Origin of the sequence: Pseudomonas sp. DY-1, assembly GCF_003626975.1 — a bacterium.
GTDB lineage: Bacteria > Pseudomonadota > Gammaproteobacteria > Pseudomonadales > Pseudomonadaceae > Metapseudomonas.
The window spans coordinates 1,782,504-1,805,934 of record NZ_CP032616.1 but is presented as its reverse complement, the minus strand read 5'-3'; the positions used below and the strand labels follow the sequence as shown (position 1 = coordinate 1,805,934).

Below are 23,431 nucleotides of genomic sequence, written 5' to 3'. Positions count from 1 at the left end.
CTACTCGCTGAGCGCGACCATCGCGCTGCGGGGCCAGCAGGCCTGCACTTGCTGGCCGGGCTGAGGGCGGTTGATGTCCGACTCCTCGCCGTTGGGCAGACTGACGGCCAGGCGTCCACCGCCGTCCAGGTTGAGTTCGTAACGGCTGCTGGCACCGAGGTATTGCACGTCATGCACGGTACCGCTGACTTGCAGCTCGCCATTGCTGGCATTGCCGAAGCGCACATGCTCGGGCCGCAGGGAGAAGGCACCGGCATCGCCGGTCAGGCGTTGCGCCAGGTCGCCATGGAGCACATTGGCGGTGCCGACGAACTCGGCGACGAAGCGGGTGAGTGGTTTGCGATAAAGGTTCTGCGGGCTGTCCACCTGCTCGATGCGGCCCTTGTTGAACACCGCCACGCGGTCGGACATGGACAGCGCCTCGCCCTGGTCGTGGGTTACGAAGATGAAGGTGATGCCGAGCTGGCGCTGCAGCTTCTTCAGTTCCACCTGCATCTGCTCGCGCAGCTTGAGGTCCAGTGCACCGAGGGGTTCGTCCAGCAGCAGCACGCGCGGGCGATTGATCAGCGCGCGGGCAAGGGCCACGCGCTGGCGCTGGCCGCCGGAAAGCTGCGCCGGCTTGCGGTCGCCGTAGCCGGGCAGGGCGACCATGGCGAGCGCTTCTTCGGCACGGGCCAGGCGCTCGGTCTTCGCTACGCCTTTCACCTTGAGGCCATAGGCGACGTTGTCGCGCACGTTCATGTGGGGGAACAGGGCGTAGTCCTGGAACACGGTGTTCACGTCGCGCTCGTAGGGCGGCAGGCCGGCGGCCTCTTCACCGTGGATGCGAATGGAACCCGAGGTGGGTTGCTCGAAGCCGGCGATCAGGCGCAGGCAGGTGGTCTTGCCCGAGCCCGAGGGGCCGAGCATGGAGAAGAACTCGCCGTCGCGGATCTCAATGGACACCCGGTCGACTGCCTTCACATCACCGTAGTGGCGGCAGACATCGGTGAACTGGACGGCTGTGGTCATGGATAGGGCTCCAGTGAGCTTTACTCCCTCTCCCTCCGGGAGAGGGCTGGGGAGAGGGCAACACCGCGCGGTGCCTGGCTACCCTCACCCCCGGCCCCTCTCCCAGAGCGAGAGGGGAGCTTTCATCGTGCTACGGACTGGACTGAGCGAGCGGCCTGAAGGCAAGGCGCCCCGCAGCGAGGCGCGAGACATATCTTCTGGCAGGCGACGCGCCGAGCGAGGACGCAACGCAGCCATCAGGTCGCGCAGCCAGTTCAGCGCCCGCCCATGATCGCGATATAGTCCTGCGTCCACCGGCTGTACGGCACGAACTTCCCACCCTGGGCTTCCGGGGTTTTCCAGAAGGCGATCTTGTCGAACTGGTCATAACCGTTGGTGGCGCAGCCACCGGGGCCGAGGAGTTCGCTGCTGGTGCAGCCCTTGGCAACCACGGGCAGCGAGCCGAACCAGGCGGCCAGGTCACCCTGGACCTTGGGTTGCAACGACCAGTCCATCCACTTGTAGGCGCAGTTCGGGTGCTTGGCGTCCACGTGCAGCATGGTGGTGTCGGCCCAGCCGGTGACCCCCTCTTTCGGGAACACCGTTTCCACCGGTTGCTTCTCGGCCTTCAAGGTATTGGCCATGTAGCCCCAGGTGCTGGAGGCGGCCACGCCTTCATTCTTGAAATCGCTCATCTGTACGGTCGCGTCATGCCAGTAGCGGTGCACCAGGCTGTGCTGCTTGCGCAGCAGGTCGAGCGCCGCGGCGTACTGCTCTTCGGTGAGCTGGTAGGGGTCCTGGATGCCCAGTTCCGGCCTGGCGGATTTCAGGTAGAGGGCGGCGTCGGCGATGTAGATCGGGCCGTCATAGGCCTGCACGCGCCCCTTGTTGGCCTTGCCATCGGCCAACTGCTGGGGCTCGAAGACCACGGCCCAGCTATCCGGCGCCTGCTTGAACAGCTTGGTGTTGTACATCAGCAGGTTCGGCCCCCATTGGTACGGGGTGCCATAGTGCACGCCTTTCACCGTGTGCCAGGGCGCGTCCTGGAGACGCTCGTCGAGGGTCTTCCAGTTGGGGATCAGATCCGGGTTGATCGGCTGTACCCGTTTGCCGAACACCAGGCGCAGCGAGGCGTCGCCGGAAGCGGTGACAAGGTCGTAGCCGCCCTTGGCCATCAGGCTGACCATCTCGTCGGACGTGGCGGCGGTCTTCACGTTGACCTTGCAGCCGCTGTCTTTCTCGAACTGAGTGACCCAGTCGTAGTTCTTGTCCGACTCGCCGCGTTCGATGTAGCCGGGCCAGGCGATGATGTCGAGCTGGCCTTCACCCTTGCCGAGCTGCTTCAGCGGTTCGGCAGCCTGGGCAGAGGCGATGAGGCAGGCGCAACTGACGGCGAATGAAAGGAAGGCTGGTTTGAACGAAGGCATTGTCGACTCCTGTTGTACATGACGTGCGGAGCCTGTTCGGCGGAACTACATGCCGTTGGCGATGCGATGAAAGCGCGCCGAAAAATACGGCCGCTACTCGCATTGAGCAGCGTAGTTCGGGGCTTTGGGGCTGACAAGGAAAGGGGCTTGGGAGTGGTGCGAGAGGTGTGGGAGCGAATTCATTCGCGAAAGGGGGAGCGCAGCTTCCCCGCGTGAACAAGGCAGATCTTCGATCTGCTTCGCGAATGAATTCGTGCGGTTGCACCCTCAGAAATGGATGGTCGCTTCACCCTTGTGCCAATTGCAGGGGCACAGCTCTTCTGTCAGCAGCGCGTCGAGCAGGCGCAGGGTTTCCTGCGGGTTACGACCTACCAGCAGATCGTTCACCGAGACATGGCGGATGACATTGTCCGGGTCGATGATGAAGGTCGCGCGCAGGGCCACGCCTTCGCGCCGGTCGATGATGCCCAGGGCGTTGGTCAGTTCGTGCCGGATGTCCGCCAACCAGGGAAAGCTCAGCCCTTTGAGGTCCTTGTGGTCGCGGCGCCAGGCGAGGTGGACGAACTCGCTGTCGGTGGAGGCCCCGATCAGCTGGGTGTCGCGGTCATTGAATTGCTCCAGCAGGTCCGCGAACGCCTTGATCTCGGTAGGACAGACGAAGGTGAAATCCTTGGGCCAGAAGAACAGCACCTTCCATTTGCCGAGGAGGCTGTCCTGATTGACGCGCTTGAAAGCGCTCTCCGGGGTGGCGGCGTGTTCCGAGTCGTGGTCTACCGCCAGCAGGTTGAACGCCGGCAGTTTGTCTCCGATGGTGAGCATGGCAGGTTGCTCCGGGCAGGAGGGGGCACTGGAATGGAGCAAGTATGGAAGGCTCCCGCGACCTTGGAAAATGCGTCCGGGCAATGGCGACCATAGGAAGCTGGCTATGACCTTAGGTCGGAGGGTTATAGGACAAATTCCAAATCGCAACATATACATAGAACAATCGATCCCAAGGGCCGCACGAGGCCGGGCTAGACTGTTCGTTCCAGGGATGGCGGTTCCTTCGGGACAACCGGGGGAACACCTCGCCGTCGCATTCCGTCCAACCCTGTACCGCCGCCAAATAGGGCGACATGGTCAGTTCGGTTCCGCGAGCTGCACCAGTCTGGGGCGCTACGACTGCGCGTGTGCTGCAAGTTATTGAAAGGCAAGCGGTTGTTGCGATGGCACGGGGCTTGCGACTGCGTATTCGCCCGTGGTGACAAGGAGTTAGGCATGTCCCGCACTTTTTATGACGAGATGTATGACGCGAGTGGCGAGTGCCGTCCGCATTATCGGGAATTCGCCCGCTGGCTGGCCGACACCCCCGAGGAGCTTCTGGCCCAGCGACGCCGTGAGGCTGACCTGTTATTCCACCGAGCCGGTATCACGTTCACTCTTTACGGCGATGAACAGGGTACCGAGCGCCTGATCCCCTTCGACACCATTCCCCGTGCCATTCCCATGAGCGAATGGCGGGTGGTTGAGAAAGGCTGCATTCAGCGTGTGAAGGCGCTGAACATGTTCCTCGCCGACCTCTATCACAACCAGCGGATCATCAAGGCCGGGATCATTCCTGCCGAGCAGGTGCTGGCCAACGAGGGCTACCAGATCGCCATGCAGGACCTGGATCTGCACCGCGATATCTACGCCCATATCGCCGGGGTCGACCTGGTGCGCGATGGTGATGGCACCTACTACGTGCTGGAAGACAACCTGCGCACCCCGAGCGGTGTCAGCTACATGCTCGAAGACCGCAAGATGATGATGCGGCTGTTTCCTGAGCTCTTCGCCGCCCAGCGCGTCGCCCCTATCGATCACTACCCGAACATGCTGCTGGACACGCTGAAGAGCTCCAGCCCGCTGGACAACCCCAGCGTGGTGGTGCTGACGCCGGGGCGCTTCAACAGCGCCTACTTCGAGCATGCCTTCCTCGCTCGCGAGATGGGCGTGGAGTTGGTGGAAGGGGCTGACCTGTTCGTCCGCGACGACCGGGTGTTCATGCGGACCACCGCCGGCCCGCAACCGGTCGACGTGATCTACCGCCGGCTGGACGATGCCTTCCTCGATCCGTTGGCGTTCAACCCCGAATCCATGCTTGGCGTGCCCGGCCTGCTGGCCGCCTACCGCTCCGGCAACGTGGTGCTGGCCAACGCCATCGGCACCGGCGTGGCGGACGACAAATCCATCTATCCCTACGTCGGCGACATGATCCGCTTCTACCTGGATGAGGAGCCCATCCTGAAGAACGTGCCCACTTGGCAATGCCGCAAGCCTGAAGAACTGTCCCATGTGCTGGCCCATCTGCCCGAACTGGTAGTCAAGGAAACCCAGGGCTCCGGCGGCTACGGCATGCTGGTGGGGCCGGCCGCCAGTGCCAAGGAAATCGAAGCCTTCCGCGAGCGCCTCAAGGCCCGCCCCGAGGCCTACATCGCCCAGCCCACGCTGTGTCTGTCCACCTGCCCGACCTTCGTCGAGAAGGGCATCGCCCCGCGCCACATCGACCTGCGGCCCTTCGTGCTCTCCGGGCGGGAAACCCGACTGGTGCCCGGCGGCCTGACCCGCGTGGCGCTGCGTGAAGGCTCCCTGGTGGTGAACTCATCCCAGGGTGGCGGTACCAAGGACACCTGGATCGTGGAGGACTGATCATGCTGAGCAGAACTGCCTCCGAGCTTTACTGGATGTCGCGCTACCTGGAGCGCGCGGAAAACCTGGCACGCATGCTGGAAGTCAGTTATTCGCTGTCGCTGATGCCCCAGGACGGCCGTGGCGATGGCCTGGACGAACTGGCCATGTCGCTGCTAAGCACCGGCACCCTGGAGCTTTATCAGGAGCGACATGGTGAGTTGAACGCCGGGCGCATGCTGCACTTCTTCGCCCTTGACGCAGACAACCAGGCGAGCATCTTCAGCTGTCTGCGCGCGGCCCGGATCAATGCCCATGCCGTGCGCGGGCGGATCACCGCCGACATCTGGGAGAACATCAACGCCACCTGGCTGGAGATGCTGAACATCTCCAACGAGGGTCTTGGCCGCTACGGAATCAGCCGTTTCTGCGAGTGGGTAAAGGAGCGCTCGCACCTGTTCCGCGGCGCCAGCTACGGCACCATCATGCGTGGCGAGGCCTACTGCTTCATTCGCCTGGGCACCTTCATCGAGCGCGCGGACAACACCCTGCGCCTACTGGACTCGCGCTACGAAATGTTTGGCGAAGAGTCAGAGGAGGTCAGCGACAGTTCCGCACGCGGCTACTACCAGTGGAGCGCGTTGCTCCGCGCCTTGTCGTCGTTCGAGGCCTACACCGAGGTGTATCGGGGCTCGCCCGATGCCCGTCAGGTTTCCGAGCTGCTTCTGCTTCGCGCCGACGTACCGCGTTCGCTGCGCGCGTGCATGGAAGAACTGAACGACATCCTCGCCCACCTGCCAGGAGACAACGGTCGCCCGGCCCAGCGCCTGGCCGCGGAATTGGACGCGCGGCTGCGTTACACCGCCATCGACGAAATCCTCGATGAGGGCCTGCACACGTGGCTCACCGACTTCATCCTGCTGGTCCGCCAACTGGCTCGGGCCATCCATAGCTCGTATCTGGAGGCTGTATGAAACTGTCCATCCGCCACGACACCACTTACCGCTACGACGACCAGGTCCGCGCGAGCATCCAGTACCTGCGCCTGACTCCCCAGGAAAACGAACGCCAGCACGTGCTCAGTTGGCAGTTGACCCTGCCGCGCCCGGTGCGTGCGCAGGTCGACCCCTTCGGCAACATCTTTCATGTACTGACCCTGGACGAGCCCCATGACTCCATCGTCATCAGCGCCCGTGGCCAGGTGGAGATCGACGAGAAACGTGAGGCCGAGCACGACAAACACTCGGCCTTGCCATTTCTGCGTTTCACCCGCCTGACCACGGCAGACGACGCCCTGCGGGAGTTCGCCGCGCTTGAGTGCGGGAACCGTCGTGATCGGGGTGGACTGATCGACCTGATGGAAGCGCTGCATGCGCAGATGCCCTTCAAGAAAGGTGTGACCCGCGTCGACAGCACCGCCGCCGAAGCCTTCGCCGGTCGTGCCGGAGTCTGCCAGGACCATACCCACGCATTCCTGGCCTGTGCCCGCAGCCTGGGCATTCCGGCGCGCTTCGTTTCCGGTTACCTGTACCAGGGCAATGACCAGAACCTCGCCAGCCACGCCTGGGCCGAAGCTTGGCTGGGCGATGCCTGGTACAGCTTCGACGTGACCAACAACCTGGCCCGCCCCGAGCGTCACCTGAAACTGGCGGTGGGACTGGACTACCTGGATGCCTGTCCGGTGCGCGGCATGCGTCGCGGCGGTGGCGGCGAGCAGATGCACGCCAAGGTGGACGCGCCGCCGTTGCTGGTGCAGGTGCAGTAACGCGAGCTTCCCGGCGTTCCGCGAGACCGGCCGCCCCTTTCTGCCAGCCCGCCAGGGCCGGCGGCCGGACATTCGACGCGGAGAGTCTCAACAAGGAGAACCGGCATGACCTATTGCGTCGCCATGCACCTGGCCGACGGCCTGGTGTTCGTATCGGACTCGCGAACCAATGCGGGCATCGATCACATCGCTACCTTCCGCAAGCTCTATACCTTCGGCGTTACCGGCGAGCGGCTGATCGTCCTGCAGAGCGCCGGCAACCTGGCTACATCGCAGTCCGTGGTCAACCTGCTCAAGCAACGCATAGGCGGTCCGGGACCGAATCTGAACACCGTGCCCACCCTCTACGACGCCACTGCGCTGGTGGCCGAAACCATTCGTGAAGTCATCGCCCGCGATGGTGCTCCGCTGGCGGGCAATACCGACCTGACCTGTTCGTTCCTGGTGGGTGGGCAAATCGCCGGCACCCCGCCGGACCTCTACAGCATCTATCCGCAAGGCAATTTCATCCAGGCCACTGTGGACACCCCCTTCCTGCAACTGGGGGAGAGCAAGTACGGCAAGCCGATCCTCGACCGCAACCTGGAATTCGACACCAGCCTGGAAGAGGGCCTGCGCTGTGCCCTGGTGTCGTTTGATTCCACCATCCGCAGCAACCTATCCGTAGGCATGCCACTGGACCTGCTGGTGTATCACCGCGACAGCCTGATTCTTCCCGCCGGCTACCGGGTGACCGAGGAAGACAAATACTTCGTCGACATCCGCCGCCAATGGGCGGAAGGACTGCAAGCCCTGATCAGCGAGTTGCCACCGCCACCGGTGGAATACAACGTGTGATCGGGGAGACCTTCGGCCTCCTTGGCGAATGAGTTCGCCCCTACGGGGACTGCGCCGAACTCACCTGCGGCACGATATCTACCCCTTCTCCCGCTGGGAGAGGGCTGGCGTGAGGGCGGTTGGGCAATGCAGGCACCCAACCTTCACCTGTAGGAGCGAATTCATTCGCGATAGCAATCCCCCCAGAAGCAGCCAGCGCTACAGGAAACCTACGGCGCCACCTTTCTCCCCGCCATGTGCTTCAGGTAGCCGATCAGCTGCCCGAGCTCTTCATCGGTGATGGCTTCTTTAGAGAAGCCCGGCATTCTGCCCTGGGGCCAGCGACGCAGGCTCTGTGGGTCGCGGATGTAGCGGGGGAGGAAGTCGCCGGCGAGGTATTCGGTGGGGTTATGAGGGATGTTCAGGTCCGGGCCGAACTGGGCATCACCCGCGCCGTTGAGGCGATGGCAAGCCAGGCAGTTTTTCTGGAACTGGTCGAAGCCGGCCTGTACTCCGGCGTCGGCGTTGTCGGCCGGGAGCAGGGCCGGGAAGCGCTCGGCCACGGAGGGCAGGTAGCGGATGCGTGCTACCTGGAAGGGCCATTGCTCCGGGCCGATGCGAGCGGCCTTGGGGTTGGTCCAGACCAGATAGAAGGGCCCGGCGCTGGGCTTGCCGGCAGCCAGCGGCGGCCATGGTTTGGCCGGGTCTTCGATGGCCAGCCAGGCGCGGGCGCCCTTGCTGTTCAACAGCGGAGCTGCAGCCAGTTCGGCGGCGAAGCCATCCAGCGCCACGGCCTGCAGGTGTTCGTCCGGCTTCACGCCTTCCAGCAATGCCGATAAAGGCACGGCGCGGTAGCGCATGGACTTCTTGTAGGAGACGTCATCGACAATGGTCACCTCCTGCGCTTGCGGATGGGCGAGCAGGGCGGCGGTATCCCAGGTGCGTGTGCCGCCGGGCATTTCCAGGGTCAGCTCGGCGGCGTGGAGCGGGGTGAAGCAGAACAGCAGGGCGAGAAGCGCATGGCGCATCGATCAGTCCTTGTGCAGGGCGGTTTTCAGGTCCAGGTAGCCGCCGCCATTGATCACCCGGCTGTAGCCCAGGTCCTTCAGGCTGTCCTGGGCGATACCGGAGCGGCGGCCGCTGCGGCAGTAGAGCACTATCGGGGTGTCCTTGTCCGGGGCGACCTCGGCAATTCGCTGGCTGATAGCTTCGTAGCCGATGTTGCGCGCGCCGGGAATGGTGCCTTCGGCCACTTCTTCGGGGGTTCGCACGTCGATCAACACGGCATTGGGTTGGCGCATCGCTTCGACGGCGGCGGCCTGATCAGTATCACCGGCGACGGCCGGCAGGCTCAGGGCAAGGGAGAGAGCAGCAAGCAGGGTACGCATGATGGCGGCTCCTGAATAAGGCGTGTCCCCCGAACCTAGCACAATTGATCGGAGGGGGCGCAGGCCAGTAGGATCGCGGTTTTCCGTCATAACCAGAGCTTAGTTCGACGCGCTGTTCGGCAGTCGGCAGCTTTTAAGGAGTGGCCATGCTGGCCGAGTTGTTCGCGGTCATGGCGCCGGTGCTGATCGCTGCCGGTCTCGGTTACGGTTGGGCCCGGTCGGGGCAGCCTTATCCCACGGAGTTCATCGCTCGCCTGGTGCTGAATATCGGCACGCCGAGTCTGGTGCTATCCACGCTCAGTCGCACCGAGATCGACCGCCACGCCTTCGGTCAGCTGGCTATCGCCTGTGTGCTGGTGATGCTCGTCATGGGGTTGATCGGCAGCCTGTTGAGCCGGGTGTTCCGCCAGGACTGGCGCATCCTGGTGCCGGCTTACCTGTTCCCCAACTCCGGCAACATGGGCCTGCCGATTGCCCTCTATGCCTTCGGTGAGAAGGGGCTGGCGCTGGCGGTGGCGTTCTTCCTCGTCCTCTCGGTGGGGCATTTCAGCCTGGGCTTGCTGCTCTCCGGTACCGAGCGTTCGCCGAAAAAGCTCCTGGTCAACCCGATCATCATCAGCCTTGCCCTGGCCCTGCCGTTGGTGATCTGGGACATCCAGTTGCCACTCTGGCTGGCCAACACCATCGGCTTGCTGGGTGGCATGACCATTCCCTTGATGCTGCTGACCCTCGGCGTGTCCCTGGCGAGTATTCGCGTTCATCACCTGGGCAACGGCATGCTTCTAGGTGCCTTGCGCATTCTGTGCGGAGCAGCCGCAGGGTGGCTGGTGGGCTGGATGCTCGGGCTGACGCCGCTCGCTCAGGGGGTACTGGTGATGCAGTCGGCGATGCCAGTAGCGGTTTTCAACTACCTGTTCGCGGTGCGCGCAGGGAGATCGCCTGAAGCGGTGGCGAGTCTGGTGATGTGCTCGACGCTGCTGTCCTTCGTGCTGATTCCGTTGCTGCTGGCGTGGTGGTTACCCGCGCTGCGTTGACCGCAGGGGCGGTACGCAGCACAGGACTACCAGTTGATGGGTAACAATTGACGATCAGCTGACCAGCCGGGTCAGGTTGGGAAGGATGAGAATGACGGTGGTGGCAAAGACGATAAGGCTCGCCTGCCGCATTTTCGGCTGCTTGAACATGGCCAACTGCCTTTTTTGTTGTTGGAGGTGCGTCGGTCTGGGCTCCCTACGGCCGGCCCGTAACCTCACCTTCCTCCGTGGCTTTTGACAAATCACCACTCCGGCAAAACCCGGCAGCGGCTGCTTGCATTTCAAACTCTAGGGCCGGCATCACATTCCGCTTATACCGGTTGGTAACTAGTGCGTTGCTGCTAGTAATGCGCGGCTATTGAGGGTGGCTGATCGCTATCGACCAGCCCCGAAGCCAGACACTTCCCTTTCGCCTTCGCCAGCAACTGGCCATCAGCCGACCGTTCGTCTGAGCGCAGCGGTCAATGTGGCTGAGCTTTTCCGTCATTGAGCCAATGGCCTATAGCGATAAGGTAGCCACAGCCTGCCAGGACACCGGTGGTCGACACACAAGAACAACGGGCACCAGCGGTGCCGCCTAACTGCCTCAAGAGGACGCCATGACCGAAGCATTCATTTACGACGCGGTGCGTACACCCCGCGGCAAGGGCAAGAAGGACGGCGCTCTGCACAGCGTCAAGCCGGTCAACCTGATCGCCGGGCTGCTGCGCGCCCTGGCCGAGCGCAACGACCTGGATACCAGCCAGGTTGACGACATCGTCCTCGGCTGCGTGACGCCGGTGGGCGACCAGGGCGCCGATATCGCCAAGACCGCAGCGCTGGTTGCCGACTGGGACGAGACCGTTTCCGGCCAACAGATCAACCGTTTCTGCGCTTCGGGCCTGGAAGCGGTGAATCTGGCTGCGATGAAGGTGCGTTCCGGCTTCGAGGATCTGGTGGTGGCCGGCGGCGTGGAATCCATGTCCCGTGTGCCCATGGGGTCCGACGGTGGTGCCTGGGCCATGGACCCGGAAACCAACCTTCACACCAGTTTCGTGCCCCAAGGCATTGGTGCCGACCTGATCGCCACCCTCGAAGGCTTCAGCCGCACGGATGTCGATGCATTCGCCCTGCGCTCCCAACAGAAAGCCGCGCGTGCCCGCGCCGAAGGTGCGTTCAGGAAATCCCTGGTACCGGTCACCGACCAGAACGGCGTCGTCCTGCTCGACCATGACGAGTTCATTCGCGGCGACTCCACCCTGGAAGGCCTGGGGGCGCTCAAGCCAAGCTTCGAAATGATGGGGCAGATGGGCTTCGACGCAACCGCCCTGCGCAAGTACAGCCAGGTCGAGCGCATCGAGCACGTGCACACGCCGGGCAACAGCTCCGGCATCGTCGACGGCGCCGCCGCCATGCTCATCGGCTCAGCAGCCAAGGGCAAGGAGCTGGGCCTGAAACCCCGCGCGCGCATCGTCGCCACCGCGGTCACCAGCACCGACCCGACCATCATGCTCACCGGCCCCGCGCCGGCCACTCGCAAGGCGCTGGCCAAGGCCGGCCTGAGTGTGGCCGACATCGACCTGTTCGAGGTCAACGAAGCCTTCGCCTCGGTGGTGATGAAGTTCATGAAGGACATGGGCGTGCCGGACGAGAAGGTCAATGTCAACGGCGGCTCCATCGCCATGGGCCACCCGCTTGGCGCCACCGGCTGCGCCATCCTCGGCACCCTGCTGGACGAACTGGAAGCGCGCAACCTGCGCTACGGCCTGGCGACGCTGTGCGTCGGCGGCGGCATGGGTATCGCAACGATTATCGAGCGAATCTGATCCGACTGTAGGAGCGAGCTCTGCTCGCGAATAGTGCCCCTGTGAGGGGTGTTCGCAAGCGGAGCTCGCTCCTACGGCGACTGCGAATGGGACATAAGAAATGACTGACGCCATCCGTTACGAAAAAGGCCAGGACAACATCGTCGTCCTGACCATGGACATGCCGGGCCAGAGCGCCAACACCATGAACGCGGTGTACCGCGAAGCCATGGCCAAGGCAGTCGAACGACTGGAAGCCGAGAAGGACGCGATTGCCGGTGTGATCATCACGTCGGCCAAGAAGACCTTCTTCGCTGGCGGCGACCTCAATGAGCTGATCAAGGTCACCAAGGCCGACGCCAACGCCTTCTATCAGATGGTGCTGGGCCTCAAGGGCCAACTGCGCCGCCTAGAAACCCTCGGCAAACCGGTGGTGGCTGCCATCAACGGCGCTGCCCTGGGCGGCGGCTGGGAAATCTGCCTGGCCTGCCATCATCGCATCGCCGTCAACGACAACAGCGTGCAACTCGGCCTGCCTGAAGTGACCCTCGGCCTGCTGCCGGGCGGCGGCGGCGTGGTGCGTATGGTGCGCCTGTTGGGGATCGAGAAGGCGCTGCCGTACCTCGCCGAGGGCCGCAAGGTACGCCCGGAGCAGGCGCTCAAGGCCGGCCTGATCCACGACCTGGCACAGACCCCGGATGAGATGCTGGCCAAGGCCCGCGCCTGGATTGCCGCCAATCCCAAGGCGGCGCAACCCTGGGACACCGCCGGCTATAAGATTCCCGGCGGCACGCCGTCCAGCCCCAATGTGGCGCAGATGCTCGCCATCGCTCCTTCTGTCCTGCGGGACAAGACCAAGGGCTGCTTCCCGGCGCCGGAGAAGATCATGTGCGCGGCAGTCGAAGGCGCCCAGGTGGACTTCGATACCGCCCAACTGATCGAGGCTCGCTATTTCACCGAGCTGACCACCGGCCAGGTGGCGAAGAACATGATCGGCACCTTCTGGTTCCAGCTGAACGAAATCAACGCTGGCAGCTCGCGGCCCAAAGGCCCGGCGCCCTATGTGACGAAGAAAGTGGGTGTGCTCGGCGCCGGCATGATGGGGGCGGGCATTGCCTACGTCTCCGCTATCGCCGGTATCGAGGTGGTACTGAAGGACGTATCGCTGGAATCTGCGGAGAAGGGCAAGGCCTATTCCCAGGGCCTGCTCGATCAACTCGTCAGCCGCGGCCATATGGCGGCGGAGAAGCGTGATGTCATCCTCGCCCGAATCAAGGCCACTGACAGCGATGCGGATTTTGACGGTTGCGACCTGATCATCGAGGCCGTATTCGAGAACCGTGAGCTGAAGGCCAAGGTCAGCGTCGCTGCCGAAGCCGCGGCGTTGCCGGATGCGGTGATCGCCTCCAACACCTCGACCCTGCCCATCACCGGCCTGGCCCAGGCGGTGTCCAGGCCCGAGAAATTCATCGGCCTGCACTTCTTCAGCCCGGTGGATCGCATGCCGTTGGTGGAGATCATTCGTGGCGAGAAAACCTCGGATGAAACCCTTGCGCGCGGCTTCGACTACGTCCTGCAGATCAAGAAGACCCCCATCGTTGTCAACGACAGCCGTGGCTTCTTCACCTCACGCGTGTTCGGCACCTTCACCAATGAAGGGATCGCCATGCTGGGCGAAGGCGTTTCCGCCGCGATGATCGAGAACGAGACGCGCAAGGCCGGCATGCCGGTAGGGCCTCTGGCGATTTCCGATGAAGTCTCCATGAGTCTGATGACCCACATCCGCAACCAGACCGCTGAAGACCTCAAGACCGAGGGCAAGGCGATGCCGCAGCATCCGGCCTTCGCCGTGATCGACCTGATGGTCAACGAGTACAAGCGGCCGGGCAAGGCAGCGGGTGGTGGTTTCTACGATTATCCAGTGGGCGGCAGGAAGCAGCTCTGGCCGGAGTTGAAGACACGCTTCGAGAAGGCCGACAAGCAGATCCCGCAGGAAGACGTGCGTGATCGCATCCTGTTCATCCAGGCCATCGAGACCGTGCGTTGCGTAGAGGAGGGCGTATTGCTGTCGACGGCGGATGCCAACATCGGCTCCATCTTCGGCATCGGCTTCGCCGCTTGGACCGGGGGCGTGCTGCAGTTCATCAACCAGTACGGCCCGCGCGACTTCGTCGCCCGCGCCCGCTATCTGGCCGAGCAATACGGCGAGCGGTTCGAGCCGCCAGCGCTGTTGCTGGACAAGGCGGCCCGGGGCGAGCACTTCTAGTTTCCAGCTTCGTATAAAAAAACCGGCTCGATAAGAGCCGGTTTTTTTGTTCGCGGTGTGGATTCACACCTTGGCGAAGCGGCTTTCCAGATAACGGATGATGTCGTTGGACTCGTACATCCAGCGGCTCTCGCCGTTCTCTTCAATCCGCAGGCAGGGCACCTTGACCTTGCCGCCACCGGCCAGCAGGGCAGCGCGATGGGTTTCATCATTCTTCGCGTCGCGAAGGGTGATCGGCACGTTCAGCCGATGCATGGCGCGGCGGGTTTTCACGCAGAAGGGGCAGGCGTTGAACTGATACAGCGCGAGGCTGGCGGCCTCTTCAGCGACCCGGGATTGCGATTCCGGGCTGCGGCGCTGCTTGCGCGGACGGGTGATGAAGTCGAGGAAGATGATCAGTTGGCCCAGGCCGACTCGTAATGCCTTGATGAACACGGTGGCGCACCCTTGAGTGGAAAAACGGGGCGGCAGTTTACCGGAACTTGCCGGGTTCAGCCGACATTCACGCCAGAAGGCTGCTGTAGCACTTCAGGGAGTTGACGTCGAACGCGGCCGGCAGCTGCAGTTCACGCTCGGTCGGCGGATTGCCGGATTGCACACCCAAGGCGCGTTCGTTGGCAATGGCGCGGGCGATGTTGTGGTTGGCCTCGATGTTCTTGGCGACAGCACCCACCGAACCGTGCGCGCAGCCGATCAAGGAAAAGCCATTGGTCATGAATGCCAGGGCGGCAAGGAAATAGAGTCGGTTCTTGTGCTGCTTCATCGTCGTCGGCCTGTTCCTGGTATCAGCCTTGGGTCTTGCCGCTGGGCTTCTTCTGGCTCGCCAGCAGCACGGGAATGCTCTGGCTGAGTTGCTGGTAGAAGCTCATGGAGCCGTCTGTCGGGCTCACCCCGATGCGGCCGCGCTCGTAACCGAAGCTGACAGCAAGGACCACCATCACCACGACGAAATACAGGCCGAGGCTGGCGAGGGCGCCATTGCGTGCGTATTTGATGGTGAGGTTGCTCATGACTGGACTCCGCGACCGGGGGGACTGGGTGGTGCGTAGAGTCGCGAAAATCCTTTCGATGAAAAAACGACCTTCAAGCATGGTAAGTATCGACGGGACCAATAGTTCCCGAGGGCGGCGTAAATTTTACTTGACGTGTCCTGCGAGCCCCCGAATTAGAGCGGCGCCGTGTTGCGGCCGCGGTGGGAGAAGCGGGGCGTCTGCAGCAGCCTATCGCCCCGTTAGGCGCTGGCTATCGCTGGGCGGATCAAGCGGTATTTCAATCACATCTTCTCTGTGTTAAATAAAACGCACATTTCCCCCACATAGAGCCTCTCTGCATTTCAGGAACCATGAGCTAATGCCACTTCGCATCTGCATTCTCGAAACTGACATTCTCCGCCCCGAGCTGATCGACCAGTACAAAGGCTACGGCCTGATGTTCGAGCAGCTATTTTCCAAGCAGCCGATTCCCGCGGAGTTCAGTGTCTACAACGTTGTGCAGGGGCATTACCCACCCGAGGGCGAGAAGTTCGACGCGTACCTGGTAACCGGCAGCAAGGCAGACTCCTTCGGAACCGACCCGTGGATTCTGAAGCTCAAGGAGTTCCTGTTGGCGCGCTACGACGCCGGCGACAAGCTACTGGGCGTCTGCTTCGGTCACCAGTTGCTGGCGCTGTTGCTGGGCGGCCGTACCGAGCGTGCCACCCAGGGCTGGGGTGTGGGCACCCATAGCTACCAGCTGAAACAGAAGCCGGAATGGATGACCCCTGCGCTGGACGATTTGACGTTGCTGATCAGCCATCAGGATCAGGTCACCCAACTGCCCGAGAATGCCACGCTGCTGGCCTCCAGTGATTTCTGCCCGAATGCGGCTTACTCCGTTGGGGATCAGGTGCTGTGCTTCCAGGGGCATCCGGAGTTCGTCGCAGACTATTCCCGCGCCATTCTGGACCTACGCCAGGACTTCCTGGGCGATGAGGTCTACAAGCAGGGCGTGAGCAGCCTGGATCGCAACCATCAGGGCGCCGCTGTCGCCGAGTGGATGATGCGATTCGTCGCTCGCGACCGCGCAGCCTGATAGCCGCTCGGCAGCAAGATAAGCCCGCCAATGGCGGGCTTTTTCATGGAGTGGAGTCAGGTGTCGCGCAGGTCGGCTTCTACAACCATCCGTAGTACTTGAAGCTGGCGTACAGCCCGGTACACCCGGTTGCCACAACGCCCAACACACCGAAATAGCCGTAATGCCAGTTCAGTTCTGGCATGTACTGGAAGTTCATCCCGTAGATACCGGCAATCGCCGTCGGGAATGCAAGGATGGCGGCCCAGGCGGCGAACTTGCGCTGCACCACGCTTTGCCGCGACGACTCCAGCAGCAGGCCTATTTCGATGGCGTGGTCGGCCATTTCGCGCAGGCCGGTCAGGTCTTCCAGCAGCCGATTGACATGGATTGCGATGTCGCGGAAGTACGGACGCATCTGCTTGTCGATGAAGGGAAAGTCCAGGCGCTGCAGCTCTTCGCAGATTTCCCCCATGGGGCCGATGTAACGACGCAGGCGCAGCAAGTCGCGGCGCAGGCAATGGATGCGCTCGACGTCGGCCTTGCCCAGCGGCCGTTCCAGGACGGCCTGCTCGATTTCCTCCAGCTCCGAGTGGAAGCTGTCCATCAGGGGGCGGTAGTTCTCCATTACGAAGCTGAGCAGGGCGTAGAGAACAAAGTCCTCGCCATGTTCGAGCAGCAATGGGCGTGCCTCACAGCGTTGGCGAACGCGGGAGTAGGGCGCGGATTCGCCATAACGGGCACTGATGATGTAGCCCTTGCCGGCGAACAGCTGGGTTTCGATGAACTGCAGCTCGCCTTCCACTTCGATGGGCGAATAGACCACCAGGAACAGCGCATCTCCGAAGGTTTCCAGCTTGGGCCGGGTGTGGCGGGTGAGGGCGTCTTCAAGGGCCAGTTCGTGCAGGTCGAACTGCCGTTGCAGGTTGCTCAACTCCTCTGCACCGGGATCGTGCAGGCCGATCCAGACGAAATGCCCCGGTTTGCTGGCCCACTGCAAGCCTTCGTCGAGGGTTATGTCGGTGACTTTCCGGCCTTTGGCATATACAGCGGCGGCAACGACTCGACCCATGGTTCAGCGGTTCCTTCATCCGTTGGTAGGAAATCTGTGGCGGAGATTATCGCGCCTGATCTTCTGAGTCTTGCCGAACGCCGAGGTTCTGCAATGGCATGACTAGAGCGATTGCTCTAGATTGTTCACGCCTCTCGACCAGAACAAGGAGAACAAAGTGACCGAGGCCTTTCGCTTTTCCGCGGGGCGATTCCACTGCCCCTATCGCGTATATCGCTCCGCCGTGCCTGGCCCCGTGCTGATCCTGCTGCCAGCCATGGGCGTTGCGGCGCGCAAGTACGAAAACTTTGCCCTGGGCCTCGTCGCAGCCGGCAACCAGGTGCTGGTGGTGGATTGGCCGGGCCAGGGGGAAAGCGGCCCGCGACCGAACCGTCGGCTCGACTATGGCTACCGCGACCTGATTGACGAGTTCGTGCCGAGCTTGCTGGACGCCGCAAGGGAGCACTTTCCCGATGGGCGATTGGTGCTTCTGGGCCACAGCCTGGGCGGGCATGTCGCTACCTTGTTCGCTGCGGCAAATCCACATTCCGATGTGGCGGTGGTGGGCGTGGCTTGCGGGAATATCCACTACCGCAACTGGGAAGGGCGGCAACGCTTGCTGACCCCGTCGGTGGCCCTGTGCTTCAACCTGCTGACGGCCCTGTTCGGCTACCTGCCCGGAAAGACCATCGGCTTTGGCGGCCACGAAGCGCGCAGCCTGATGCGCGATTGGGGGCGGGTAGCGTGGACTGGCAGCTTCGATCACCTCGGCCTGGGCCTGGCTCATCCACGCAGTAACCCGATACCGTCTCTGTTCATCGGCATTCACGGCGACCCCTTCGCACCGGAAGCCTCGACCCGCGGTCTCGCGGCCTTGCTCCAGGAGCGGCCCGAGATCCGAATGCTGCGCTCCCCGCGGCCCGCTTCTGAAAATCCGCACAGTGCCTGGTTGCGATCACCGGCGACGGTAATCGAGGAAGTAATCGGCGGTATGGCGCAGTTTTCAAGCAAAATCACCGCCGGTCAGCTCGCCTGAAATATCCTGTTACGTTCTCCGGTGTTCGCGGCTAGTGTTCAGGACGTAGTCGAGAACAAAAAGCGGAGGCGCGTCATGGGGCTGAAGAAGTGCGTGTTGGCGGTAGCGATCTGCTCGGTACTGAGCCTGTCGTTTACCTTCGTGCCGGGCGATCTTTCCAGCTCATCGGTTGCCTGCGCCAAGGATGGAGGCGGCGGTGGTGGGGGAGGCGGCGGAGGAGGTGGCGGTGGCGGCGGTAGTGGCGGCGGTGGTGGACACGGAGGCGGCAGCGGTGGTGGCCATGGTGGCAGTGGCAGTGGCAGTGGTCACGGCGGCAGCGGCCACAGCGGAGACGGTGGCGGCCATTCCGGAAATAGCGGCCAGGGCAGCTCCCACAGCGACCGTGGTGCTGACGATGGCGGCCCCCATGGCGTTGGACATGGCGCGGACGACGGAGCTGACCACGATGTCGGTGAAGCCCATGGCGTTGGTCATGGTGCAGATGACGGGGCTGGCCATGACGTCGGCGACGACCATGGCCAACATGCCGGTGGCGAGCCGGGAGACGACAACGGCGGCAACCTTTGACAGACCCAATGAAAAAGCCCCGCGATGCGGGGCATTTTTGTGACCGGGCGTCAGGCCAGGTGCTGCTGGTCCAGCACGATAGCGGCGTCCAGGGTCTCCAGAAGTGCCTTGCGTACCTTGAGCTTGGTATTGCGGTGAGCGGTCATGTTGATCTTCTTCAGCTGCAGAGCGGCGGCTCGCGCGGTCTCCTGCAGTTGCTCGACGGGCACGACCTTGTCGAGGAAACCGGCATCCAGAGCGCCTTGCGGGTCGAACATCTCACCGTTGATCACCGAGCGGTGGAACGCGGACTTGCGCAGGCGATCACGGGCCAGCTCGATGCCGACGTGGTGCATGGTCATGCCGATCTGTACTTCATTCAGACCGATGCTGAACGGGCCTTCGACGCCAATGCGGTAGTCCGCCGACAGCAGGATGAACGCACCTTTGGCAACGGCATGACCCGGGCAGGCGACGATGACAGGGTAGGGGTGCGCCAGCATGCGACGCGCCAGGGTGGAACCGGCAGCGACCAGGGCAACAGCGTTCTGCGGACCGGAAGTCATTACCTTCAGGTCGTAGCCGCCGGACAGAATCCCCGGCTGGCCGGTGACGATCACGATGGCGCGATCCTGTTCGGCGCGATCCAGCGCGGCATTGAAGGCGGCGATCACATCCGGGGAGATGGCATTCACCTTGCCGTTACTGAGAGTCAGGGTGGCGATGCCGTCTTCGAGTTGGTAGGAGATCAGCTCACTCATGGCGGGTTCCTTGTTAAGAAGTGGATCGACGTTACTCAGCGCCACTGTGGAGGTAAAGGACTGAGACTGACCGGCGAGTCACCCTGTGCTTCAGCCGCGCGCGAACGCGTTCCAATCCACCCGTTAGCCTCTTGACAGCAGAAATGGAAATTGGCATGCGAAAGCTATTTTCATAAACGCATGAAATTTATGAAAAAAGTGTTTGCATTCCGGAAAACACTCCACTAAATTAGCGCACCTCGACGGGGCCAACGCCTCGAAGAGATTCCGGTGAGGTGTCCGAGCGGTTGAAGGAGCACGCCTGGAAAGTGTGTATACGGGAAACCGTATCGTGGGTTCGAATCCCACCCTCACCGCCACTTTCCGTATAGATAAGCCCCTGATTTTCTTAGAGAAAATCAGGGGCTTTGTCTTTTTAGGGACAAAAAAGTGGCCAGATGGGAACAATCTGGGAACAGAGCTCAAAGATCCAGGGCGTGTTCCAGGATGGCAATTAGGTCTGGGCCGTCCTCGTTGATCCACTTCTCCCCTTTGAATGCTTCCTGTATCAGGGCTTCAAAGGTCGCTGATCATCCTGTTGTATTCGGCTGATTGCTGCCTTCAGCCAGCGCGCTTTACCTCATCCCCCAGCTCGGGATGCTTCTGGAGCAGCTGGAACAGCTTCACCAGCGCTGTGGGCGCATCCACGTCGCCTTTCTCGTAGCGACTGAATGCATTAGGGCCGCCACCGAACAGCTCGCCCGCTTGCTTCTGGGTGAGCTTGAGCTGCTTGCGTACGGCCTTGATCAGCTCTAGGTGCCCGGCGCGTGCGTTGACCTGCTGCCGGGCAAGGTTCATTGCCAGCATGACTCGCTTGGATTCCGCCGGACCTGTGAGGGACTCTCCGCAGGCGTTGCACCAGTCCGCTTCTACGTTGGGGATGAGGGTGCTTTCGCCCTTGTAGATGTACGGAATGTCGCGAACGTCGTGGACCAGGTAGGCCTGGCCGCATACCGGGCATTTCATGGTCAGAGCTCCTTGAAGGACACGATGAGAAGGTCCTCCACCAGGGTGAACTTGAGGTAAAGCTGGCCGACGTCGGTGGTGGGGCGGTAAACGTCCTGCCAGAGGGTGTGGTCGGCGTAGGTGGTCATGCTCTTGTAGAAGTCGCGAGCGGTGAGGGCCTGGATGATGGCGAGCATGCCGTCGATGTCCAGACCCAGTTCCGCGCCACCTTCCAGGGCCACTCGTGTGAAGCGGTATCGCTGCTCCGCAGCGGCTTGCTTGACCAATACCAGCTTGAAGTGTGGTGTGCGCTTCTCCATGGGGTAAAAATAACCAAATAGGTTAATTTTAGTCAACCTGTGTGGTTGACGCGCATGGTGCGCTGCATGCGTTGCAGGGAGAAAAGGGGAGGGATTGCCAGTGACCGGGACAGATCTACTTTCGGCAAGAAAATCCGTCCCCATTCTTTTCCCATTCTTTTATTCGGCTGTGCCCGTGGTTTTTATGGCGTCTAATTCAATTTGCTTTTTCTCAATCTCGACCTGCGCTTCAATCATCGCTTTCTTGAGTTCGAGAAGGGATTTTTCGCTGCTCGAGTAATCAACTTTTAGTTGGATTAGCTCGGTCGGGAGGGCGAAGATCCCTTTAATAGTGTTGGGTACGATCATTGCAGCGCCAAGCACTTCACTCGGTTGAACAATCCGGCTCTTTGTCAGAGCGCCATTGCTAAAGGCGACGTCGTATTCATTCTTGGAGAATTTACCCTTAGGCATCGGGAGAATACCAATATGACCCCCTTGGGCCAGTGCAAGGGAAATTGTTTGGATGTGGACGCCCGCCGAGACGGTCGTGGTGTCGTAGATCTCAAACTTAACGATTCCCGGTTGGCGATAGATCAAACCATTGGCATCTTGTTTTCCAAGAATGGCAGCGTTCTGTGGTGGGGTGGGAGTCATTAAATCAATTCTGAGGCATCCAGAGTCTTGAAGGCGTTTGTTCAGGGCTTGCATGTCATGGGGGCTGAAAGGGTCGACAACTTGAGTGATATTTGAAACTAATTTCTTTTCACAGTTGTAGACATCTTCAGGCTGGCGTTTCAAAAAGCGCCGCTTGAATGGCTGAAGCCCTGGGCCTTTGAATGCAGTGGCCAGAACTCCAGCCAGCGTGGCAGTAATTTCACCTGTTTTGTCTTCGCTGTGACCTAGGGCACCGTCGAGTAGACCATTCTTGGTTTTGATTTCTAAGGTATCGGAATAAGTTCCGGTGTGATTTGTCTGTGCGTAGAACGTATTGTCACTGTCAGTTACTGTTGATTCCGCTGATATCTCGACTTTCTCACTGAACGACGAACCATCTTGTAAAGATTGGGCATGTTCAATTTTAGCTATCTTGAGTGCTTCTTCTTGCTCCTTGAGCTTGTTGGTGAGCTCAAGTTTTTTTGCCATTGTTATTGTGAGTTCTGTGTTGAGCTTTGCTTCGGCTGCAGCTTTTTCTGGTAGGTTTGGATCAAGGCTCTTGATTGTGCCTTCTAGCGAACTTTGTTCTTTTGCAATTTCTTTTATTGCTTTCTTTGTCGTATCAACAGCGTCCTTTGCCTGCTTTTCAGCTTCTGCCGTTTTTGTGGAGTCAAGTACATTTCTGGTATAGGTGATCTTGACCAATTGCTTTGGTAGCGAATACGCAACACCTTCGCCTATGGTGCTATTTTTGGCTCGTACTGATTTGACAATTGACTCGGATGACGCGCATCCGGTGATAAGAACAAATATAGCGAGTGATAACAGTGTCCTGTTGTTTTTCATTGGATTCCCTGCCTGTGTTCAATACGTCACTTTAACTTGGGTAGGAGTTCGTGGATCGTAGATGCCAGAATGATGTCACTCTGGCATCGTAGCCGCCAGTCATAGGCACGCAAGTTGATGTAGCTTTCAGAGTCTCGGACCTCAACCCTTGGGCGACCTTCCTTCCAGCTCCAACTGGCTAGTCATGCCGTCACTGCCTAGCCGGTGTGTTACGCGCAGCCCAAGTCGGTGCGGGCCGGGGTGTTCCTGCAGTCGGGCCTGAACTTCAAGCGCAACATGCTGGCGAAGACGTTCATCCCGCACCGGCTGCTGTCGCGCCAGGCCTTCGAGCAATTCGCCCTGGACTGGCTGACCTTCGGCAATGCGTACCTAGAGATGCGCCGCAATCGGCTGAAGGGGCCGCTCGGCCTGCAGCCGGCTCTGGCCCGCTACATGCGCCGGGGCACGGACCTGGACCGCTTCTACATGATCCGTGGCTGGCAGGAGGAACACGCCTTCGAGAGGGGTAGCATCTGCCACCTGCGCGAGGCGGACATCAACCAGGAGGTGTACGGCCTGCCGGAGTGGTTCGTGGCGCTGCAGAGCGCGCTGCTGAACGAGTCGGCCACGCTGCTCCGTCGGCGCTACTACAACAACGACAGCCACGCCGGCTTCATCCTCTACATGACCGACGCTGCGCAGAACGAACAGGACATTGCCGATCTGCGCACGGCACTGAAGAGCGCCAAGGGCCCGGGCAACTTCCGCAACCTGTTCGTTTACTCACCCAGCGGTAAGAAGGACGGCATCCAGCTCATCCCGGTGAGCGAGGTGGCGGCCAAGGACGAGTTCGGCTCGATCAAGAACATCAGCCGCGACGACATGCTCGCGGCCCTATTACTCGGCGCAGTTCGTCGACGCGTACACCCATAATTTCGGTTACGTCGGCAGCCGGACCACCGGTAACGGCGGCGGCACCTTCCTGCTCGCCGGGCCGGACTGGCAGGGCACGGTCCCGCCCGGTATCGACCATGTGTTCCGTTCCGAGACCCAGTTTGCCTTCGTGTTTTACCGCACCCAGCTGAAGGGCCCGGACGACCTGGAAAA

General features: G+C 61.5%; 23 protein-coding genes, 1 tRNA gene and 2 pseudogenes. 12 read left to right on the top strand and 14 right to left on the bottom strand.

The genetic code is table 11. The features are described from left to right. The 3 genes from D6Z43_RS08720 to D6Z43_RS08710 form a co-directional block, all read right to left on the bottom strand. Entirely contained in the window at positions 1 to 1,011 is a 1,011-nt protein-coding gene (locus D6Z43_RS08720) for an ABC transporter ATP-binding protein (protein WP_120651564.1), read from the bottom strand. 254 nt (positions 1,012 to 1,265) lie between these two features. Further along, a complete protein-coding gene (ydcS, locus tag D6Z43_RS08715; protein ID WP_120651563.1) occupies positions 1,266 to 2,417 on the bottom strand; it encodes a putative ABC transporter substrate-binding protein YdcS in 1,152 nt (383 codons plus the stop codon). A 267-nt stretch (positions 2,418 to 2,684) separates the two neighbouring features. Beyond that, a complete protein-coding gene (locus tag D6Z43_RS08710) occupies positions 2,685 to 3,236 on the bottom strand; it encodes a peroxiredoxin (RefSeq protein WP_120651562.1) in 552 nt (183 codons plus the stop codon). A 438-nt stretch (positions 3,237 to 3,674) separates the two neighbouring features. Between D6Z43_RS08710 and D6Z43_RS08705 the strand changes: the two genes are divergently transcribed. The 4 genes from D6Z43_RS08705 to D6Z43_RS08690 all read left to right on the top strand — a co-directional run bounded on the left by D6Z43_RS08705 (position 3,675) and on the right by D6Z43_RS08690 (position 7,665). Further along, positions 3,675 to 5,084, top strand: a complete 1,410-nt coding sequence (locus tag D6Z43_RS08705; RefSeq protein ID WP_120651561.1) for a circularly permuted type 2 ATP-grasp protein — start codon at positions 3,675 to 3,677, stop codon at positions 5,082 to 5,084. Between the two features lie 2 nt (positions 5,085 to 5,086). Further along, the gene (locus tag D6Z43_RS08700) at positions 5,087 to 6,037 is read left to right on the top strand and encodes an alpha-E domain-containing protein (protein ID WP_120651560.1); all 951 of its coding nucleotides are present in this window, start codon (positions 5,087 to 5,089) and stop codon (positions 6,035 to 6,037) included. Continuing rightward, complete coding sequence (locus D6Z43_RS08695; protein ID WP_120651559.1) at positions 6,034 to 6,828, top strand: transglutaminase family protein; 795 nt, start codon at positions 6,034 to 6,036, stop codon at positions 6,826 to 6,828. The genes D6Z43_RS08700 and D6Z43_RS08695 overlap by 4 nt, the downstream gene beginning before the upstream one ends. A 105-nt stretch (positions 6,829 to 6,933) precedes the next feature. After that, positions 6,934 to 7,665 (top strand): proteasome-type protease, encoded by a 732-nt coding sequence (locus D6Z43_RS08690; protein WP_120651558.1) that lies wholly within the window; start codon positions 6,934 to 6,936, stop codon positions 7,663 to 7,665. Positions 7,666 to 7,874: 209 nt separating this feature from the next. Here the strand turns inward: D6Z43_RS08690 and D6Z43_RS08685 are convergent, their stop codons facing one another. Beyond that, complete coding sequence (locus tag D6Z43_RS08685) at positions 7,875 to 8,672, bottom strand: cytochrome c (RefSeq protein WP_120651557.1); 798 nt, start codon at positions 8,670 to 8,672, stop codon at positions 7,875 to 7,877. A 3-nt stretch (positions 8,673 to 8,675) separates the two neighbouring features. Then, the gene (locus D6Z43_RS08680) at positions 8,676 to 9,032 is read right to left on the bottom strand and encodes a rhodanese-like domain-containing protein (RefSeq protein WP_120651556.1); all 357 of its coding nucleotides are present in this window, start codon (positions 9,030 to 9,032) and stop codon (positions 8,676 to 8,678) included. Between the two features lie 146 nt (positions 9,033 to 9,178). Here D6Z43_RS08680 and D6Z43_RS08675 point away from each other — a divergent pair, with 146 nt between their 5' ends. The 3 genes from D6Z43_RS08675 (at position 9,179) to D6Z43_RS08665 (ending at position 14,116) form a co-directional block, all read left to right on the top strand. Next, on the top strand, positions 9,179 to 10,066 hold the full coding sequence (locus D6Z43_RS08675) for an AEC family transporter (RefSeq protein WP_120651555.1): 888 nt from the start codon (positions 9,179 to 9,181) through the stop codon (positions 10,064 to 10,066). A gap of 599 nt (positions 10,067 to 10,665) precedes the next feature. Beyond that, the gene (locus tag D6Z43_RS08670; RefSeq protein ID WP_120651554.1) at positions 10,666 to 11,871 is read left to right on the top strand and encodes an acetyl-CoA C-acetyltransferase; all 1,206 of its coding nucleotides are present in this window, start codon (positions 10,666 to 10,668) and stop codon (positions 11,869 to 11,871) included. Positions 11,872 to 11,971: 100 nt separating this feature from the next. Next, positions 11,972 to 14,116, top strand: a complete 2,145-nt coding sequence (locus D6Z43_RS08665; RefSeq protein ID WP_120651553.1) for a 3-hydroxyacyl-CoA dehydrogenase NAD-binding domain-containing protein — start codon at positions 11,972 to 11,974, stop codon at positions 14,114 to 14,116. 63 nt (positions 14,117 to 14,179) lie between these two features. On the opposite strand, the gene D6Z43_RS08660 is transcribed toward D6Z43_RS08665, so the two are convergent. The 3 genes from D6Z43_RS08660 to D6Z43_RS08650 all read right to left on the bottom strand — a co-directional run bounded on the left by D6Z43_RS08660 (position 14,180) and on the right by D6Z43_RS08650 (position 15,126). Further along, on the bottom strand, positions 14,180 to 14,551 hold the full coding sequence (locus D6Z43_RS08660) for a glutathione S-transferase N-terminal domain-containing protein (protein ID WP_120651552.1): 372 nt from the start codon (positions 14,549 to 14,551) through the stop codon (positions 14,180 to 14,182). A 67-nt stretch (positions 14,552 to 14,618) separates the two neighbouring features. Next, positions 14,619 to 14,879, bottom strand: coding sequence for a hypothetical protein (locus D6Z43_RS08655; RefSeq protein WP_120651551.1), 261 nt, complete (start codon positions 14,877 to 14,879; stop codon positions 14,619 to 14,621). Positions 14,880 to 14,901: 22 nt separating this feature from the next. Beyond that, positions 14,902 to 15,126 (bottom strand): hypothetical protein, encoded by a 225-nt coding sequence (locus D6Z43_RS08650; protein ID WP_120651550.1) that lies wholly within the window; start codon positions 15,124 to 15,126, stop codon positions 14,902 to 14,904. Positions 15,127 to 15,466: 340 nt separating this feature from the next. Between D6Z43_RS08650 and D6Z43_RS08645 the strand changes: the two genes are divergently transcribed. After that, complete coding sequence (locus tag D6Z43_RS08645) at positions 15,467 to 16,186, top strand: amidotransferase (protein WP_120651549.1); 720 nt, start codon at positions 15,467 to 15,469, stop codon at positions 16,184 to 16,186. A gap of 79 nt (positions 16,187 to 16,265) precedes the next feature. On the opposite strand, the gene D6Z43_RS08640 is transcribed toward D6Z43_RS08645, so the two are convergent. After that, entirely contained in the window at positions 16,266 to 17,237 is a 972-nt protein-coding gene (locus D6Z43_RS08640; protein ID WP_120651548.1) for a magnesium and cobalt transport protein CorA, read from the bottom strand. Positions 17,238 to 17,394: 157 nt separating this feature from the next. On the opposite strand from D6Z43_RS08640, the gene D6Z43_RS08635 reads away from it, so the two are divergent. Then, on the top strand, positions 17,395 to 18,252 hold the full coding sequence (locus D6Z43_RS08635) for an alpha/beta fold hydrolase (protein ID WP_120651547.1): 858 nt from the start codon (positions 17,395 to 17,397) through the stop codon (positions 18,250 to 18,252). 162 nt (positions 18,253 to 18,414) lie between these two features. On the opposite strand, the gene D6Z43_RS28555 is transcribed toward D6Z43_RS08635, so the two are convergent. Together D6Z43_RS28555 and D6Z43_RS08630 are read right to left on the bottom strand one after the other, a co-directional pair. Beyond that, on the bottom strand, positions 18,415 to 18,828 hold the full coding sequence (locus D6Z43_RS28555) for a hypothetical protein (protein ID WP_162945821.1): 414 nt from the start codon (positions 18,826 to 18,828) through the stop codon (positions 18,415 to 18,417). Between the two features lie 41 nt (positions 18,829 to 18,869). Next, positions 18,870 to 19,559 (bottom strand): crotonase/enoyl-CoA hydratase family protein, encoded by a 690-nt coding sequence (locus D6Z43_RS08630; RefSeq protein ID WP_120651546.1) that lies wholly within the window; start codon positions 19,557 to 19,559, stop codon positions 18,870 to 18,872. Between the two features lie 269 nt (positions 19,560 to 19,828). On the opposite strand from D6Z43_RS08630, the gene D6Z43_RS08625 reads away from it, so the two are divergent. Further along, positions 19,829 to 19,918, top strand: a tRNA-Ser gene (locus D6Z43_RS08625). A gap of 241 nt (positions 19,919 to 20,159) precedes the next feature. Here the strand turns inward: D6Z43_RS08625 and D6Z43_RS08620 are convergent. The 3 genes from D6Z43_RS08620 to D6Z43_RS08610 all read right to left on the bottom strand — a co-directional run bounded on the left by D6Z43_RS08620 (position 20,160) and on the right by D6Z43_RS08610 (position 22,345). Next, complete coding sequence (locus D6Z43_RS08620; protein WP_120651545.1) at positions 20,160 to 20,564, bottom strand: type II TA system antitoxin MqsA family protein; 405 nt, start codon at positions 20,562 to 20,564, stop codon at positions 20,160 to 20,162. A gap of 2 nt (positions 20,565 to 20,566) precedes the next feature. Next, on the bottom strand, positions 20,567 to 20,863 hold the full coding sequence (locus D6Z43_RS08615) for a type II toxin-antitoxin system MqsR family toxin (RefSeq protein ID WP_120651544.1): 297 nt from the start codon (positions 20,861 to 20,863) through the stop codon (positions 20,567 to 20,569). A gap of 159 nt (positions 20,864 to 21,022) precedes the next feature. Then, positions 21,023 to 22,345, bottom strand: a complete 1,323-nt coding sequence (locus D6Z43_RS08610; RefSeq protein ID WP_162945820.1) for a hypothetical protein — start codon at positions 22,343 to 22,345, stop codon at positions 21,023 to 21,025. 222 nt (positions 22,346 to 22,567) lie between these two features. On the opposite strand from D6Z43_RS08610, the pseudogene D6Z43_RS08605 reads away from it, so the two are divergent. Together D6Z43_RS08605 and D6Z43_RS28315 are read left to right on the top strand one after the other, a co-directional pair. Further along, a pseudogene (locus D6Z43_RS08605) lies at positions 22,568 to 23,221 on the top strand (phage portal protein); the annotation flags it as partial. Positions 23,222 to 23,276: 55 nt separating this feature from the next. Then, positions 23,277 to 23,408: pseudogene (locus D6Z43_RS28315) on the top strand (DUF1254 domain-containing protein); the annotation flags it as partial. Between the last annotated feature and the right edge of the window lie 23 nt (positions 23,409 to 23,431).